Raw genomic sequence first — 15,215 nt, forward strand, 5'->3', positions numbered from 1 at the left:
CGGCTCTGGACGGGTGCACCTGGTGCAATCGTTGCCCGTACTTCGCCCCGACGAGCAGGTGCTCCAGATGATGCTCGACGGCTGGCGCAACCAGCAACTGTCACGCAACTTGCAGTTCGCCACCATCGAGCAGCGTCTGCGCCACGTGCACCGCTTCATCGATCACGTCAACGAGGACCCGTGGAACTGGACGCCGACGATGGTCGAGGAGTTCTCGGCCGATCTGCGTACGGTCAAACACGTCGCGCACTCGACGCTGCGCGGCTACCACTCCGCGCTGCGTGCGTTCAATAGCTACATCAGCAACCCGGACTATGGCTGGGACCGAGTCTGTGAGCAATACTTCGGCACCCACCCGGCTCAGGTGTTCTTCGACTGGAATACCGCTCCCCATGTCCAGGCATACGACGGCCGTCCGTCCAAACGTCCCTACACACGCGAAGAGCTCGACGCGTTGTTCGAGCACGCCGACATGGAAGTTGAGCGCACCGGGAAGTCCAGCCGCAAGGGCTGGCAGGCCGCCTACCGCGACGCGGTCATGATGAAGGTCGCCTACGGTTATGGGCTTCGGTTCAACGAGCTTCGCCATCTGCAGACAGTCGACTTCGCCCGCAATCCGCACGCGCGCGAGTTCGGCTCCTTCGGTGTCTGCAAGGTCCGGTACGGCAAGTCCAGACGTTCCTCCCCCTACAAGGGCCGCAGCGTGCTCACGGTGTGGCGTTGGACGCCAGACATCATCGAGGACTGGCCTGGACCTTTTCCCCAGCGAACGTGGCGGGCTTGTCGTCGAGTCAACGCTCCTGCGTCGGCTGCGGCGCTACTGCAACGAGCTCGGCTTCCCCGACGGCCTGGACATCCATTCGTTTCGCCGCTCGTACGCCACTCACCTATTGGAAGCAGGCTGGGACCCGCGGTTCGTCCAAGATCAGATGGGCCACGAGTACGCCTCCACCACGGGGATCTACCAGTTCGTCTCCGATGAGTTCCGTCGGTCCACGCTTCGAGCAGCTCTGGACCGTACGGTTACCGAGGCACTGGCCCGCAGCAACAAGGACGGAACACGATGAGGCGCAAAGTCGAATACACCTGGCGTCTGGCCGAGCTCATGGCCGCACGCGGCCTACACAACACCACCGGCCTGATTCCCCTGCTGGCCGAACGAGACATCAACCTGTCCAGACCGCAGGTCTACCGCCTGGTCAACCAACGCCCTGAGCGGGTCTCGCTGCAAGTCGTCGCCGCGATCTGCGACATCTTCGACTGCGGCCCCGATGACCTGCTGACCGTGACTGCCTCTCCCCTCGCTCGACCCAGCGTGGACGACCGCGCGTTACGTCCGCTCGCGTGACCACACGCGACGATCCATGCGGGCGCTGCGGCCGTCCCATCCCCCGCCTCGCGGCTCGATGGCCAGAGGGGCGGATTTGCTTCACCTGCTGGTTCGACGCAATTCACACGCGCGGACCCTGCCCAGAGTGCCTTCAGGACCGACTTCTACCGGGCCCACGCAATGCCGACTGGCTGCCCGTGTGCGGAACGTGCGCCGGCATACCGGTCGGCTTTCATTGCGAACGATGCGGCGACGAACCCGGCCACCACCGAGGCAAACTCTGCGCCAGATGCGCGCTGCGCGACGACCTGAACGACCTCGTCGGTGGTGTCCCGACCGTGCCAGCACTCATCGGGCTGATCGGCGTCCTCTGCGCCTCAGATCGACCAGAATCAATCATCACCTGGAAGCGCTCCCCCAAAGTCCAAGCCCTCCTGCGCGGGCTCGGCGACGGAAGCGTCCCGCTGACCCGCGACGGCCTCGACGGCCATCCCGGGAAGCCGGCGGAACATCTACGTGCCCTGCTGCAACACCACGGATACCTGCCTCCCCGCGACCCGCACCTGGCCGGTTCGAGAACTGGATCCCCGCGAAACTCGAGGGGCTGCCCGACGAAGTACGCCAGCCCGTCCTGCACTTCGCCACCTGGCATCACCTCCGTCGCATTCGGGCAAAATCTGTTGCCGGCGAAGCGACGCATGGGCCAGTTCACTCGGCCAAGCAGGAGATCACCGAGACCATCAAGTTCCTCGTATGGCTCCACGAGACCTACCACCGGACTGCGGCCACGTGCACCCAACCCGACGTCGACGAGTGGCTCGCCACCGGGCCGACGACCAGAACGGCAATCCGCACCTTCTTCGTCGTCGCCAAAAGGACCCGGCTCAACACCAGCGTGGCCGTGCAGCACAGAGCAGTGCGCACGAGCCCGTCGCTGACGCAGGACCAGCGGATGGCGTGGATCCGAGAGCTACTCAACGGCGCAAGTGAATCACTCCCCTACCGCGTTGCCGGCATTCTTCTACTGCTCTACGCCCAACCGCTCGTCAAAGTCGTCACCCTCGAGATGAGCTTCGTCGACGACAAACCCGCCGGCATGAGCATCACACTCGGCCAACGGCCGACCGGGGTGCCCGAGCCGTTCGCTCAGCTCCTCCGCAGACACGTGACCAACCGCCCCAACCTCCGCACCGGCGCTGGCCCTGACAGCCCTTGGCTATTCCCCAGTACCCTCGCCGGCCGGCACCTGCATCCGAACACAGTGATGGACCGGCTCCGCGAGCTCGGCGTGAATCTCCTCGGCGCGCGCAACCGCGCAATCGGCGAACTCGTACTCGAAGTCCCACCATCACTCGTCGCTGAAGCGCTCGGCTACAGCCCCAAAGTCGCATTCCTCCACGCCGACAAAGCAGCAGAACCATGGGCACGCTACGCGGGCCTGTCCCTCAGATCTCCCTGATCGTGTCGCGCTCTCCTGCCGATTAGCGCTCGTCCCTGACGTGCGTCGTCAGCGGCCAGCGCTTCTCGTCCCTCTGGCTGCGAGCGAGCGTGAACCATAGCCGCGAGGTCGTCGGCCTCTGCGATGCTGATGCGCTCGTCGACGAGAGATAGAAGGCGAAGCGGCCGTCCCGCACGCGCCGCCGCCTCGATCTTGTGGTGCCCATCGAGCAGGAAGTGAGTAAGAACCCAGTGCTCGTAGTAGTCCTCGCCCTCATCCATTGCCGGTTGCAACAGGTCCAGAAGCGAAGAGGCGACCGCTGTCGCTGGTTCGCCCCGCGTGTCGGCGGAGTACTCATCGACCCGATCAGTGTCGTTCCGCGCCGGCGGGACCATCGGCACGATGAACTCGTAGAGGTGTTGCTTCCTCCCCACCGGAGTTTCGAACGTCCTGTAGTAGGGGGTGCCGGGGTTTTCGGCAGCTCCAACGACCGGGTCGACGCCCCACGTAGTCACCTGCTCATGGGCGAAGTAGTCCGAAGCATCTCCCGGCTCCACCAAACGCGGTGCCAGGTCGATGAGAAGGACCGTGTACTCAGACTTGGGAAGCACCTTTTCGTAGACCCGTAAGACCTCATCGTCGATGCCCGCCAAACCAGAGTCGAGTCGCTGGTTCGCCAGTCCAAGGTCGGCGGTCTCGGGCTCCGCGATTACGAGAGGTGCACCCCCGCACCGCGGCGTCAGCCACCAGTTCTTTCTTACCTGCCTGCAGGTCCATTGCGGGTGTGAAAACACTCCCTGCTACGCGCTGACGGGACGATAGACCTGTGCCATGGCGCCTGCCCGAAACTGGGTGGTGCTGATGAGTTCGAGGTCCATTGGCTGTTGCAGGTCGGAGAAGAGTGGAAGACCGGAGCCGAGCGCGACCGGATGAATCACGAGGCGGTATTCGTCGAGCAGGCCGAGTTCTACCAGGCTGCGGGCGAAGTCCGCTCCTCCCTGGGCGAGGATGTAGTTGCCGGGCTCCTGCTTCAGGCGCTGCATCTCCTCCGCGAGGTCTCCATTTGCGATCCTGGCCGACGCCCAACTGGCTGCGCCGTGAGACGGCTCCTGCGCTGGCACTCCGCCCTGCCCTGCATGGAGGTCGAACGACTTTTGCCGCGTGAAGACTACCTTCGGGATGTCGTTCATCGGCGCTGCCATCGGGTCCGTCGAGGTGGGCCAGTAGCTCGCCACTTCGTTGTAAAAGTGGCTGCCCATGGCGTGCAGGCCCGCCTGCTGGAGAGTCTCCAAGACCCAGGCTGCACCGTCTTCGCTCCGCGAGCGAAGCGTCCAATCCATCTCGCCGTTCGGTCCGCCGACGAAACCATCCAGTGACATCGACATTTTCAGTATGAGCTTTCGCATGTGAGGCATGTCCTTTGGTAGTTGTGGGGCCGTTCTTGGATTAGGCGGCCAGGTGGAACGTGTTCGCGAAACGGTCGAGGAAGTCGCCGCGCCCGCGCAGCACCTCGACCACGCCGGTCGCGATCGCACGATCCGGGGTGAGCTCGCCGGAGATGAGCCGCCGGATGGCCGGCCCAGCGGCGAAGGCGAGGTCGACCGGCCCGTCGCCGCGTGCCACGTCGAGCGTGGAGCCGTCCACCCGGATGAGCAGCTCGGCGGGGCCGAAGCGCGCTGCGTAGGCGGTCGCCGGCAGGCTCGCCGCGACCTGCGGCCGGAAGGCCGTGCGGAGCGCCATCGTCATCGAGTCGGGGGTGATGATCTGCTCCTGGCGCGGATCGCCCATCGCCTTGAAGCCCCAGGCGCCGAGCGCGAGCACGACCGGCTCGAGCTCGCGGCCGTAGGGCGTCAGTTCGTAGACGATGACGCGCGAGTGCGGCACCCGGCGGAGGACGCCGGCCGCCTGCAGATCCTTGAGCCGCGTCGCCAGGATGTTGCTCGGGATTCGCGGCAGGCCAGCGGCGAGCTCTCCATAGCGGCGCGGCCCGACGAGTAGGTCGCGGACGATGAGCATTGACCAGCGTTCGCCCACGAGCTCCAGGGCTCGCGTGACGCCGCAATACTGTCCGTACTCGCGAGCAGCCATCGAGCTCAGTCCTGCTGGTTCGCGTAGGCCTCGGGGCCCTGCTCGGCCGCAACCGGGTCCATCCAGCCGAACTCGACGATGTTGCCGTCGGGGTCGGTGAGCGTGCGCTGGTACATGAAACCGTAGTCCGACGCGGGGTGCGGTTCGGCGCCGCCCGCTGCGACACCGGCGGCAATTGTCTTGTCGACGGCCTCCCGATCGTCGAGGAAGATCGCGGTCGCCACCGACGGGCTCACAGCCGGGTCGCCGATCGGGAGGTCGGTGAAGGTCTGGAAGAACTCGCGGACCAGGATCATGAAGTAGCTGTGGTCCTCCTCGACGATGACGCAGGCCGCGTTGTGATCGGTGAACTTCGGGTTGATGGTAAAGCCGATCGCCGTGTAGAACGCCTTCGCGCGCTCCAGGTCGGTCACCGGCAGGTTGACGAACATCGCGGTCATTGTGGTCTCCCTCGTTGGTTCTGTATGCGAACGAGACAACACTTGCAAAAACAAGTGCCACGTCAAGAGCTTTGATCTCGGCAACGCCCGCCCACGAGTGAAACAGTCGAATTCGTTGGCACACGGAGCCCAAACCGGTAGACTACTCGGCGAACGTGACACGATTCGAGGAGGTGAGCCCGATGCACACACTGTCCACTCTGGGCGCTCCTTCGAGTTCACGATCGCGCGACTGACGTAGCCGTCGCGGGGAGCGCTGCACGCACTCTCAGAAAGCTACGAACCATGCATAATTCACTTCAGTTCACCTCGGCGACGACCGCTGACGGCGTCTCGGAACACCCCTCCGGTACAGCGTTGGTCCTTGGTGGTGGCGGATCGGCAGGCAATGCGTGGCTGATCGGCGTCATCGCCGGCCTGTTTGAGGCCGGGTTGGATGTGACCGAGGCCGATCTGATCATCGGGACGTCGGCCGGATCGACGACTGCGGCCCAAATAACTAGCGCGAACCCGGCCGAACTGCTTGCCGCCATCCTTGCCGAGGTGCCACCGCTACGGACTGCTCCGGTCGGATCTGACGGTGGACGCGTTCCGCTTGGGCGGGCGGCGAACCACATGGAGAAAACGAGCGCAATCATCGGTGCCGCTGAGGATGCGGCCGACATGCGCCGCAGGATGGGCGCGGCGGCGCTCGAGACGGACGCGGCGTCGCACAGGTCTGCGCAAACGCAGTGGCGCACTACCGTCGCCGCTCGGCTGCCCAATCAGCTCTGGCCGCAACGGCGGATGCTCATCACGGCGGTCGATGCCCATACCGGAGAACCGGTCGTGTTCGACCGCCACAGCGGGGTCGACTTGGTGGACGCCGTGGCCGCCAGCTGTGCCAGTGGCTTCGCCTACAGTATCGGCGACAACCGATACATCGACGGCGGCTACCGATCTAACGCCGAGAATGCCGATCTGGCAGCCGGATACGGGCGGGTGCTGGTGCTGTCACCATTCGGCGGCAGATCACGGACGCCGCTAAACTGGGGCATGCATCTCAGAACACAGGTCGACGAACTGCGCGCAGGCGGCAGCAGAGCCGAAACGATCTTCCCGGATAGCAACTCCCGCGACGCATTCGGCGACAATGTGATGGATCCGTCGACGCGTCCGCCCGCCGCTCGAGCCGGCTACGACCAAGGCAGAGCCCTCGCCGAGCAGCTCACCGAATTCTGGCGCTGACGCCTACGGACCCAGTCGACTCGGTAGGCGTCAGCGCCAGAATTCGGCTCACCTTTCGTGCAACTGCGGCGTAGCGGGGGAAGTGGCCTCTGGGGGAAGTGGTATCCGTTTCATCATTGGTTTCGTAAGCGAAGCCAATGAATAGTCTTCTCGTAATCACCCGTTTTCCGTCTAAACCAGACGCTGAAGTGTCTCGTAATTCTTGTGCCTCGAAACCCATGGGTTATGAGACATTTGGGTTATGAGACATTTCTGCCGATTCTCTCGCTGGGCTTTGCCCAATTTTCTGACACCATGCTCGGGTGGTCTCAAGTGGCTAGTGCAACGTTGATGAGTTCGTTCAGTTTGGCAGAGGGGCCAGGGCATGTCTCCTAAATCGGGGGCCTACTGGCTGGAATGCTTCAAGATCGCAGGCACCTGGCAGGACCACGTCCTTTACCAGCACATCCTCTACTGAGCCTCAGCGTCTGGCATGAGCCTTGCCCACGGTCCACTTGCGCGGCTACCTTGAGGCTATGGAATCCGAGGTCCGGGATTTTAGGCTCCGGACAGGCATCACGGTGCCGTGTCTCGTCCAGGGCGACGCCGACGCGCGGCCAGTGCTGCTGCTGCATCCATGGGGCGAATCCCGCGGCTGCTTCGACCGCCTGGTACCGCTGCTAACTGGCTTCAGGGTCTACGCCCCCGACCTCCGCGGGCAGGGCGACGCGGACAAACCGGAGTCGGGCTACTCCCTTGCGGAACAGGCCGAGGACGCCGCCGCGATTCTTGACGCCCTCAACGTTCCGAAGGCCTTCGTTCTCGGCTCCTCCAGCGGCGGCTACGTCGCCCAGCAGTTGACCGTCGCTTACCCCGAGCGGGTCGCGGCACTCGTGCTGGTGGGCTCGCCCCTGAGCCTCCACGGACGGGTCCCGTTCGCCGATGAAGTGGACCGCCTGACGGACCCCATCGACGAGGACTGGGTCCGGGATTCGTTGTCCTGGTATCCACTGCTGCGTGCGGTTCCCTCCTGGTTTATTGAGGACCGGATACGTGACGGCGTTAGAATGCCCGCCCACGCCTGGAAGGGCATCCTGCATGGCCTAGGCAACGCCCCGCCGCCAACTAAGTCGGGAACCATCCACGCACCCACACTGATCTTGTGGGGCGACCATGACAGCTTGTTGCCACGGAGCGACCAGGAAACCCTGGCAGCCCGGATAGCCGGCACGGTCCTGAAGGTTTACCCCGATGCGGCGCATCTGGTCTTGTGGGAATGCCCGGATCGGGTCGCGTCCGATGTGACGGCGTTCTTTGATTCCCTCGAGTGAGCCGTAGTGATACGAGGCGTCTCACCGAACGAGCGATCGCCGCGAATGCAATAGTCCAGCTTTCGCGGAATCGCACAAGTTCGACGACGAACGACGATTCTCCTAACTATGTCTCACAACCTTCTGGTTGAATCGGTGTACTCACCGTTAGTTACGAGACACATTGGAGCAGCCCATGAAATGACTGATCGGCTACGCACGCGTTTCGACGCGGCAGCAGTCCACCGACCGGCAGCAGGCAGACCTTGGGGACATCGGCGTACGACGCGATGACCTCACCTTGGATCACGGTGCATCCGGAGAGCGAGCCTCACGACCCGAGATTTATCGAGCGCTCGACAGCCTGGCGAAGACACGTCCGGCCTAATTGATCAGCCAGGTGAAGCAGTTCCCTAGAAAGAGCTCCCCCGGAAAACAGTCATTTTGAAGCAGAACAGGAATGATGCCCACCGAACAGGGCACATGCCTCAAAAATGCCAGTCGTACTAGGCCGCCCCGCTCACTCAGGAGCTGACCGAACCCATCGCGGTGGAAATGGCATTCAACAGCGGCGCCAGCCCGTCCGCGATTGCCTGGGCTGTGTTTAGGTCAGCGTGCGTGTAGCTGCCGGGTGTATCCATTAGGTTCAGGCACCCCAGGAACTGCCCGTCCAATTGGATGACGGCATTGATGCCTGCGCCCAGGCGGAGCGCTGTTAAGGTGTCGTGGTGCTCAAAGGCGTCCGTTTCCAAGTCCTCCGGGGACTCGGCAATGAAGGATTCCAGGCGAACCACGCACTGCTCGGTCCAGTCGAGACCCAGCTCGGCGGAGACACCGCCAAATCGGTAAATGTCGGGCATTGAGCTGTAAACGCGCACTAGGTCAGCCTGCCCGGGTCGCCAGAGTGAGATCGTGGCCAGCCTGGCCCCGACCTGTTCCGCTGCTTGGTCTACGGCCATGCGAAGCGCTTCCGCGTTGTCGCGGTGGATCGACACGGTGATGACGTCCTCGACGACGGGGTGCGTGGTCATGACTTCTTCTTCCTTGTCGGGATGGTGCGGGATGTTATGTGCGCGGCCCAGCAGCACGACTCCGGCCAGGGCAATGCAGCCGCCTGCGATTGACGCATTGGTGGGTACTTGGCCCAGAAGCAGCCAGCCGAGGATGAGGGAAAAGATGGGCACAGCGAAAAGCAGGGAACCACCCTCGGCCACGCTGGTGCCCGCCAGCGTCAGGTTCCATAGGGAGTAGGCCAGCACTGTGCTTATAACCACGAGAACTACCAGCGCAATGAGCGTGGTCAGCCCCCAGGCTTGGCGGTGGAGATCGTAGGTGGCGGTCGGGAGCGTGGCGATGCCACCAACCAGACACCCCCAAAACACCATTTCCACGGGTGGGATGCGGGCAAGCAGGGGTTGTTGCCAGATGAGAAACGCGGCCAGAATCAGGGCGGAGGCGAGGATGACCATGGCGTTCCAGTCGAATCCGAGGTCTCCCGGCCCGAACAGGGTGATGATGACTACGCCGAGCGTGGCTATTGCCATCCCCAGGATCCCGCGGCGAGAAGTTCGCTCGCCAAGCACCAGATAGCCGAGAATGAACGCAAACACTGGGGACGTGTTCAAGAGCAGGCTGACCGTCCCCGCTGGAACTGTGGTCTGCCCAAGGTTGAGCAAGGTTCCGTAGGCGCCGTAGCCAAGAATCGAAATCCCCACTACGCGCAGCACATCTGCCTTGCGCAGCAGCAGCTTCCGCCTCCGCAGCAGGAAGTAGCCGCCCAAGATTGCCGCGGCAAGCAGGAAACGGACCGGCGTCAAGTCCAGCGGGTTCAAGACCTTGAGGACCTCGCTAGTGGCCACGTATGTGGGTGCCGAGGTAATGACCATCAGCACGTCAGGCCGCCGGATCCAGACAAATTGCACAGACGTGGCACCCACCTGCTCCCGAATATTTATTGCTTTCTGGTTTGAAACTATTGCGTTTCTGACCGATTTATTTGTACAGTACAGCAAATAGATCGTCCAGTGTAGTACTCGTCACATGGAGGCAAGGCAGATGGATCATTTGAACAACCGCGCAGTAAAAGGCATGGTGTCGCGGCGCAGCGTCTTGACGGTTTCCGGTCTTGCCGTTGTGTCTGCGGCATTCCTGACTGCCTGTGGATCAGGCGGTTCCGCCCTTCCACAGGCCTCGTCCGGCGGCAACGGGGCGGTGGCCAAGTCCGGTGGAACGCTGAGGATTGCCCGCCCTCCGGCGTCGAAGGCGGAGACTCTTGATCCAGCGAGCTCGCTTTCCGCGTACGAATACTTGGGTGCCATCTACAACCGCTTGGTCCGCCTTGACGAAAAGGGTGCAGTCCAGCCGGATCTGGCGGAATCGTGGGAGACGTCCAAAGATGCGATGACCTGGACCTTCCATCTGCGAAAGGGCGTCCAATGGCACAACGGCAAGCCGCTCACGGCTCAGGACGTGGTCTATACGTTCGCGCACATGCTCGATCCGGAGACCAAGAGCCCGCAGGCCGGCGTTCTCTCACCCTTCATCACGGCCACCTCTGCCACGGCCAAGGATGACGTGACCGTGGTCGTGGCGCTGACCTCTCCCAACGCCGAGTTTGCCAGCCTCATGACCGGCTACAACTGCTATGTCATACCGGCCGGATCGGCAGCAACCATCGGAGCATCGGGCATCGGCACGGGCCCCTTCAAGCTCGTGTCCTTCACGGCAGCAGGGCCAGGCAAGATTGCCCGCAACGACGCTTACTTTGGCGACAAGGCCAAGCTGGACTCCATCGAGTTCTCTTCGATTCCGGACACGCAGGCGCGCGTGAACGCCCTGCTTGCCGGCCAAGTTGACCTGATCTCGCAGACAAACCTGGATTACGCGACGTCCCAAACGGTGCTTGCCTCAAGCACGGCCACGGTTAGTTCCGTCAAAAATGCCCAGTGGTACACGGTTCCCATGCTCAACCTGTCTCCGGAGTTCAAGGACCCCAACGTACGTCTGGCCTTGGCCCATGCCTACAACCCCAAGGACGTATCGCAGCTGGCCGTTCATGGCAACGCGACGGTCGCCCGCAACAACCCGGTTCCGCCCACGGAAGCCTATTACCTGGACTACGGACTCGACTACGATCCGGAGAAGTCCAAGTCGCTGCTGAAGAAGGCCGGCCACGACTCCCTCGCGCTGGACATTTGGACGTCCACCTACGATTCTGTCCTGACTCCGTTGGCCCTGGCCATGAAGGGTAGCGTTGCCGGGTCCGGATTCACCTTGAATGTGAAGACCTCAGCTGCAGATTCCTACTACACGGATGTGTGGATGAAGAAACCCCTAATGACCAGTTACTGGTACACCGGGCGACCCGTCGATCAGCTCCTGAACCAGATCTTCCGCTCCGGTTCCTCCTACAATGAGAACGCGTTCGCGAACCCGAGTTTTGACAAGATTCTCGACCAAGCACGGGCCACGGTGGATGACGCCAAGCGTAAGACCCTTTACCAGGATGCTCAGAAGGTCCTCATCGACGACGGCGGATCCCTAACGCCGTTCTTTGCCGACAGGTTGGTGGGTCTAAGCAAGAAGGTCGCCGGCTACAACGAGCACGGCTTTGAGTTCGATTACATCAACATCGGGTTGGCCGGATAATCATGCTCACTCGTTTCGTGCTTCCGCGGCTCGGCTGGGCGTTGGTGACCATCATGCTGGCCACCATGCTTGTCTTTGGCGCCATGCAGGCCCTGCCCGGAGACGCGGCCACCCAGATTCTGGGACAGAACGCAACACCAGAAGCAGTTTTCACGCTCAGGCGGCAGCTTGGACTGGACCAGGCACCACTAGAGCGTTTCATCACATGGCTGGGCCATGCGCTTACCGGCAACTTCGGCACCTCACTGGTCAGTGGTCAGCCAGTGGGTCCGGAAGTCGGACGTGCTTTGCTGAACACGTCATTTTTGGCAGGCATCACGATCGTTGTCGGGTTTACACTCGCGCTCGTCCTTGGCCTTGTGGCCGGATTGTTCCGCGACCGGTGGCCCGACTCGTTGATATCCACCGTGGCACTTGTCGGGATGAGCATCCCTGAATTCATCGTAGCTACGCTGCTCGTGTTGATGTTCTCCATCACGATCCCCATCTTCCCTGCGGTTGTTGTGGCTGGGCAGAATGCGACGATAGCAGAACTAGCGCCGTCCATGCCTCTGCCGGCCTTGTCCTTGATGTTCGTTGCCTCCGCGTACATCATTCGCATGATGCGCACGTCTGTCATCGATGTGATGGAAACCGACTACGTGCACACCGCCCGGCTCAAGGGAATCTCCATGGCCAGGCTGGTCGTCAAGCACGTGGTGCCCAGCGCCATCCTGCCCACCCTGAACGTTGTGGCCATGAACGTTGCCTGGCTGATCGGCGGCGTGGTCGTAGTGGAAAGCATCTTCAACTACCCCGGGATGGGGTCCTTGATGATCCAATCCGTTCAGAGCAGGGATCTTCCAACCATCTTGTTGATCACGGTGATCGGCGCCATGACGTTCGTCATCTGCAACTTGCTCGCGGACCTGGCTGCGACGCTCCTCAACCCACGCTTGCGGTATCCAAGGAACTCGAAATGACTTCACCCACTATTGTCGTCGAAAGCACCCTGGTTGGCCGTGGTTTTTGGACCGACCTTTCCAGGGTTATCCGCTCCATCCTTCGTTCCAAATCGGCCACCTTGGGGTTTGCGCTGGTCACACTGCACGTTCTCCTTGCCGTGTTCGCCCCGCTGATCGCCCCCGGAAACCCAACGTCGAATAACCCGGCTGCCGTGTTGCAGTTCCCCGGTGGCGCATACCCTCTTGGCACGGACACTCTGGGCCGAGACATTCTTTCCCGCACGCTCTACGGTGGCCAATATGCCCTTACCGTCAGTTTCGCGTCTACGGCACTGGCCGTCCTGCTGGGAACCATAATCGCCGGTCTGGCCGCGTTTTATGGTGGCTGGCTCGACCAAGTCATCACACGTCTGCTGGATTCGGTGCTTGCCGTCCCTGCCATTCTGGCCATGCTGGTGCTGGTCACCGTGTTCGGTTCCGGACCTGAGATCATCGTGCTCGCAGTGGTGGTCGTCTACACGGGAGGGGTCACACGCGTTGTGCGTGCAGCGGCCATGGACATCATGCCCAAGGACTACATTGTGGCCGCCCGCGCTCGGGGCGAAGGGGTTTTTTACATCCTGAGCAGGGAGGTTTTCCCCAACATTCTGGACGTTGTGTTGGTTGAGTTCGCAATGCGCGCATCCTGGGTGGTGCTGCTCGTCAGTTCCCTGTCCTTCCTCGGGTTTGGCGCCAACCCACCCACCCCAGATTGGGGTCTGATGGTGGCCGAAAACAGGAGCCTGATGGCTGTGGTCCCACTGGCAACACTGGCCCCCATCGTCTTCTTGGCAACCTTGATCGTGGGTTTGAACCTAGCCGCCGATGGGCTCGCCAAGAGTCTGGGTGTAGACCGCATGAAGGAGATTTTGGGATGATTACTGCGACAAAGGAAGACTTGGCAATCGATGTCCATGGTCTCGGCATTTCCTACATGTCCGGAAGCCGCCGCGTCAATGTACTAAGTGGCGTCAGCCTGCAGTTGCGACAGGGTGAGGTTCTGGGACTGGTCGGGGAGTCCGGCTCCGGTAAGTCCACCATGGCCGAGGTCCTGCTGGCTTCACTGCGGACGTCGTCGTTTGTGTCCAGCGGCACGGTCCATCTCGACGGCGTCGACGTGTTCAAGCTCGCGGGAAAGGAACTACGCGCGTTTAGGGCCGGCCATGTTGCACTAGTGCCCCAAAATGCCGGTGCCGCGTTGACGCCGACCATGCGCATCGGAGAACAATTGACCGAAGGCTTTCGCCTTGACTCCGCAGCCAGTGAAACGCGCGAATCCCGGCGAGCCCGGGCAATTGAGCTCCTTAAACTAGTCAGGCTTCCCGATGCTGCCGCCGCCCTGGAAAAATACCCACACCAATTTTCCGGTGGACAGCAGCAGCGCATCGGCATCGCCATGGCACTCGCCGCCCGGCCAAGGCTCCTGGTTCTTGACGAACCGACCACGGGCCTGGATGTTGTCACCCAGGCGGCGATCTTGGACACCCTGACCCGACTGCACAAGGAGCTCGGCATGGCCATGGTCCTGGTCAGTCACGACTTGGGCGTCATTGACAAGATGTGTAGCCATGTTGCCGTCCTTCGACGCGGAAAAGTGGTGGAGTCAGGCGACACCAGCACGGTCCTGCGCAATCCGAGCCATCCCTACACCAAGGGCCTGCTGGCCAGCGTCCCCCGCGTCACGGTGCCGGGCATCCCGCCCAGTCTGGACGACGCCGCAATCGACGCCTTTGAAAACGGTGCGGAGATGCACCCGGTGGACGGTGCGCTCTACGAGAGGTTGGCACCTCAGGGAACGGCGCCCGTCCTAACCATCCGCGGGCTGAGTGTTGACTACAACCGCAAGCCCAAGCCAGGCAGTGCACCCACAGTGTTGGACGTTGACCTGGATGTGCATGCGGGTGAAATCGTTGCCCTGGTGGGCGAATCCGGTTCGGGAAAATCCACCATCGCCAACGTTGTCGCGGGCCTCCAGGGCCGCCAAGCTGGGCAGCTGACGCTGAACGCACAGACCGAACTCGCCCCGAGAGTTGCTCACCGGGCTAAGGCGGTGCGCCGGGCGGTCCAGATCATTTTCCAAAATGCCGACACGTCGCTGAATCCGCGGAGAACCGTCCGTGATGCCATCACCCGCCCGCTGCGGTTGTTCAATGTCAAGGGGCTCACGGCTGAGCAGGCCCTTGCCGAAGTGGGCCTGCCCGTCAATTTTACGGAACGCTTGCCAGGACAGCTGTCCGGCGGACAGCGGCAGCGTGTGGGCATCGCCAGGGCAGTCTCCGCCGGGCCCTCGTTGGTGCTGGCGGACGAAATCGTCTCCGCGTTGGATGTGTCCGTGCAATCGTCCATCCTTCGACTCATGGACCGGTTGGCCAAGGAAAATAACATTGGGTTCCTGTTCATCACCCATGATCTTGCCGTCGTCCGCAGCGTTGCGGACCGGGTGGTGGTGCTATACCTGGGACGCATCGTGGAGGAGGGAACGGTGTCCGAAATCTTCGGCTCCGTCTCCCATCCCTACACCAGTTTGCTGATGGCCTCCGTAATTGAGGTGGGGGACGACCATTCGGCGGCGATCGCCCCCGGACAGGATGAGGTTCCTGCAGGTCCACCGGCACAGGGCTGCCCGTTTGCCAGTCGATGCCCGCTCGTGATGGATATTTGCCGCTCGGTGCGTCCACCCGCCATCGAGGTGAGCGGCACGCACAGCATCCGCTGCCACGCCCCCCTGGAAAAGCTCGAACACCTCTAACGGCCGGCTGTATCAGCCAGCTC

General features: G+C 62.3%; 17 protein-coding genes. 10 read left to right on the plus strand and 7 right to left on the minus strand.

Annotated elements, in window-relative coordinates:
• Positions 1-100: 100 nt before the first annotated feature.
• Positions 101-589 carry a hypothetical protein gene (locus tag ACLLJI_RS10360; RefSeq protein ID WP_434612054.1) on the minus strand — a complete coding sequence of 163 codons (489 nt, stop codon included), beginning with the start codon at positions 587-589 and terminating at the stop codon, positions 101-103.
• Between ACLLJI_RS10360 and ACLLJI_RS10365 the strand changes: the two genes are divergently transcribed.
• On the plus strand, positions 561-1,067 hold the full coding sequence (locus ACLLJI_RS10365; RefSeq protein WP_434612056.1) for a tyrosine-type recombinase/integrase: 507 nt from the start codon (positions 561-563) through the stop codon (positions 1,065-1,067). The two genes, ACLLJI_RS10360 and ACLLJI_RS10365, sit on opposite strands and share 29 nt — an antisense overlap.
• Positions 1,064-1,348: a helix-turn-helix domain-containing protein gene (locus ACLLJI_RS10370; protein WP_434612059.1), complete on the plus strand. Its 285-nt coding sequence runs from the start codon at positions 1,064-1,066 to the stop codon at positions 1,346-1,348. The genes ACLLJI_RS10365 and ACLLJI_RS10370 overlap by 4 nt, the downstream gene beginning before the upstream one ends.
• Before the next feature lie 750 nt (positions 1,349-2,098).
• On the opposite strand, the gene ACLLJI_RS10375 is transcribed toward ACLLJI_RS10370, so the two are convergent.
• Complete coding sequence (locus tag ACLLJI_RS10375) at positions 2,099-2,254, minus strand: hypothetical protein (protein WP_434612061.1); 156 nt, start codon at positions 2,252-2,254, stop codon at positions 2,099-2,101.
• Between ACLLJI_RS10375 and ACLLJI_RS10380 the strand changes: the two genes are divergently transcribed.
• Entirely contained in the window at positions 2,247-2,789 is a 543-nt protein-coding gene (locus ACLLJI_RS10380) for a hypothetical protein (protein WP_434612064.1), read from the plus strand. The two genes, ACLLJI_RS10375 and ACLLJI_RS10380, sit on opposite strands and share 8 nt — an antisense overlap.
• Here ACLLJI_RS10380 and ACLLJI_RS10385 read toward each other — a convergent pair.
• The 4 genes from ACLLJI_RS10385 to ACLLJI_RS10400 all read right to left on the minus strand — a co-directional run bounded on the left by ACLLJI_RS10385 (position 2,759) and on the right by ACLLJI_RS10400 (position 5,296).
• Entirely contained in the window at positions 2,759-3,421 is a 663-nt protein-coding gene (locus ACLLJI_RS10385; protein WP_434612066.1) for a hypothetical protein, read from the minus strand. The two genes, ACLLJI_RS10380 and ACLLJI_RS10385, sit on opposite strands and share 31 nt — an antisense overlap.
• A gap of 147 nt (positions 3,422-3,568) precedes the next feature.
• Complete coding sequence (locus tag ACLLJI_RS10390; protein ID WP_434612068.1) at positions 3,569-4,174, minus strand: dihydrofolate reductase family protein; 606 nt, start codon at positions 4,172-4,174, stop codon at positions 3,569-3,571.
• Positions 4,175-4,214: 40 nt separating this feature from the next.
• Positions 4,215-4,856, minus strand: a complete 642-nt coding sequence (locus ACLLJI_RS10395) for a winged helix-turn-helix transcriptional regulator (protein WP_434612070.1) — start codon at positions 4,854-4,856, stop codon at positions 4,215-4,217.
• A 5-nt stretch (positions 4,857-4,861) separates the two neighbouring features.
• Entirely contained in the window at positions 4,862-5,296 is a 435-nt protein-coding gene (locus tag ACLLJI_RS10400; protein ID WP_434612072.1) for a VOC family protein, read from the minus strand.
• 285 nt (positions 5,297-5,581) lie between these two features.
• On the opposite strand from ACLLJI_RS10400, the gene ACLLJI_RS10405 reads away from it, so the two are divergent.
• The 3 genes from ACLLJI_RS10405 to ACLLJI_RS10415 all read left to right on the plus strand — a co-directional run bounded on the left by ACLLJI_RS10405 (position 5,582) and on the right by ACLLJI_RS10415 (position 8,200).
• Positions 5,582-6,523 carry a patatin-like phospholipase family protein gene (locus tag ACLLJI_RS10405; protein ID WP_434612074.1) on the plus strand — a complete coding sequence of 314 codons (942 nt, stop codon included), beginning with the start codon at positions 5,582-5,584 and terminating at the stop codon, positions 6,521-6,523.
• A gap of 560 nt (positions 6,524-7,083) precedes the next feature.
• Positions 7,084-7,833 carry an alpha/beta fold hydrolase gene (locus ACLLJI_RS10410; protein ID WP_434612076.1) on the plus strand — a complete coding sequence of 250 codons (750 nt, stop codon included), beginning with the start codon at positions 7,084-7,086 and terminating at the stop codon, positions 7,831-7,833.
• Positions 7,834-8,020: 187 nt separating this feature from the next.
• The gene (locus tag ACLLJI_RS10415) at positions 8,021-8,200 is read left to right on the plus strand and encodes a recombinase family protein (protein WP_434621410.1); all 180 of its coding nucleotides are present in this window, start codon (positions 8,021-8,023) and stop codon (positions 8,198-8,200) included.
• A 136-nt stretch (positions 8,201-8,336) separates the two neighbouring features.
• On the opposite strand, the gene ACLLJI_RS10420 is transcribed toward ACLLJI_RS10415, so the two are convergent.
• Complete coding sequence (locus ACLLJI_RS10420) at positions 8,337-9,734, minus strand: EamA family transporter (RefSeq protein WP_434612078.1); 1,398 nt, start codon at positions 9,732-9,734, stop codon at positions 8,337-8,339.
• Between the two features lie 133 nt (positions 9,735-9,867).
• On the opposite strand from ACLLJI_RS10420, the gene ACLLJI_RS10425 reads away from it, so the two are divergent.
• From ACLLJI_RS10425 to ACLLJI_RS10440, 4 genes are read left to right on the plus strand one after another with little or no spacing between them, the layout of a single operon-like run.
• Positions 9,868-11,460, plus strand: a complete 1,593-nt coding sequence (locus ACLLJI_RS10425) for an ABC transporter substrate-binding protein (protein ID WP_434612080.1) — start codon at positions 9,868-9,870, stop codon at positions 11,458-11,460.
• Between the two features lie 2 nt (positions 11,461-11,462).
• Positions 11,463-12,422 (plus strand): ABC transporter permease, encoded by a 960-nt coding sequence (locus tag ACLLJI_RS10430; RefSeq protein ID WP_434612082.1) that lies wholly within the window; start codon positions 11,463-11,465, stop codon positions 12,420-12,422.
• Complete coding sequence (locus ACLLJI_RS10435) at positions 12,419-13,321, plus strand: ABC transporter permease (protein WP_434612084.1); 903 nt, start codon at positions 12,419-12,421, stop codon at positions 13,319-13,321. The genes ACLLJI_RS10430 and ACLLJI_RS10435 overlap by 4 nt, the downstream gene beginning before the upstream one ends.
• On the plus strand, positions 13,318-15,192 hold the full coding sequence (locus ACLLJI_RS10440) for a dipeptide ABC transporter ATP-binding protein (protein ID WP_434612086.1): 1,875 nt from the start codon (positions 13,318-13,320) through the stop codon (positions 15,190-15,192). The genes ACLLJI_RS10435 and ACLLJI_RS10440 overlap by 4 nt, the downstream gene beginning before the upstream one ends.
• The last annotated feature ends 23 nt before the right edge of the window (positions 15,193-15,215 follow it).

Origin of the sequence: Arthrobacter sp. A5 (assembly GCF_051131705.1) — a bacterium.
Lineage (GTDB): Bacteria > Actinomycetota > Actinomycetes > Actinomycetales > Micrococcaceae > Arthrobacter_M.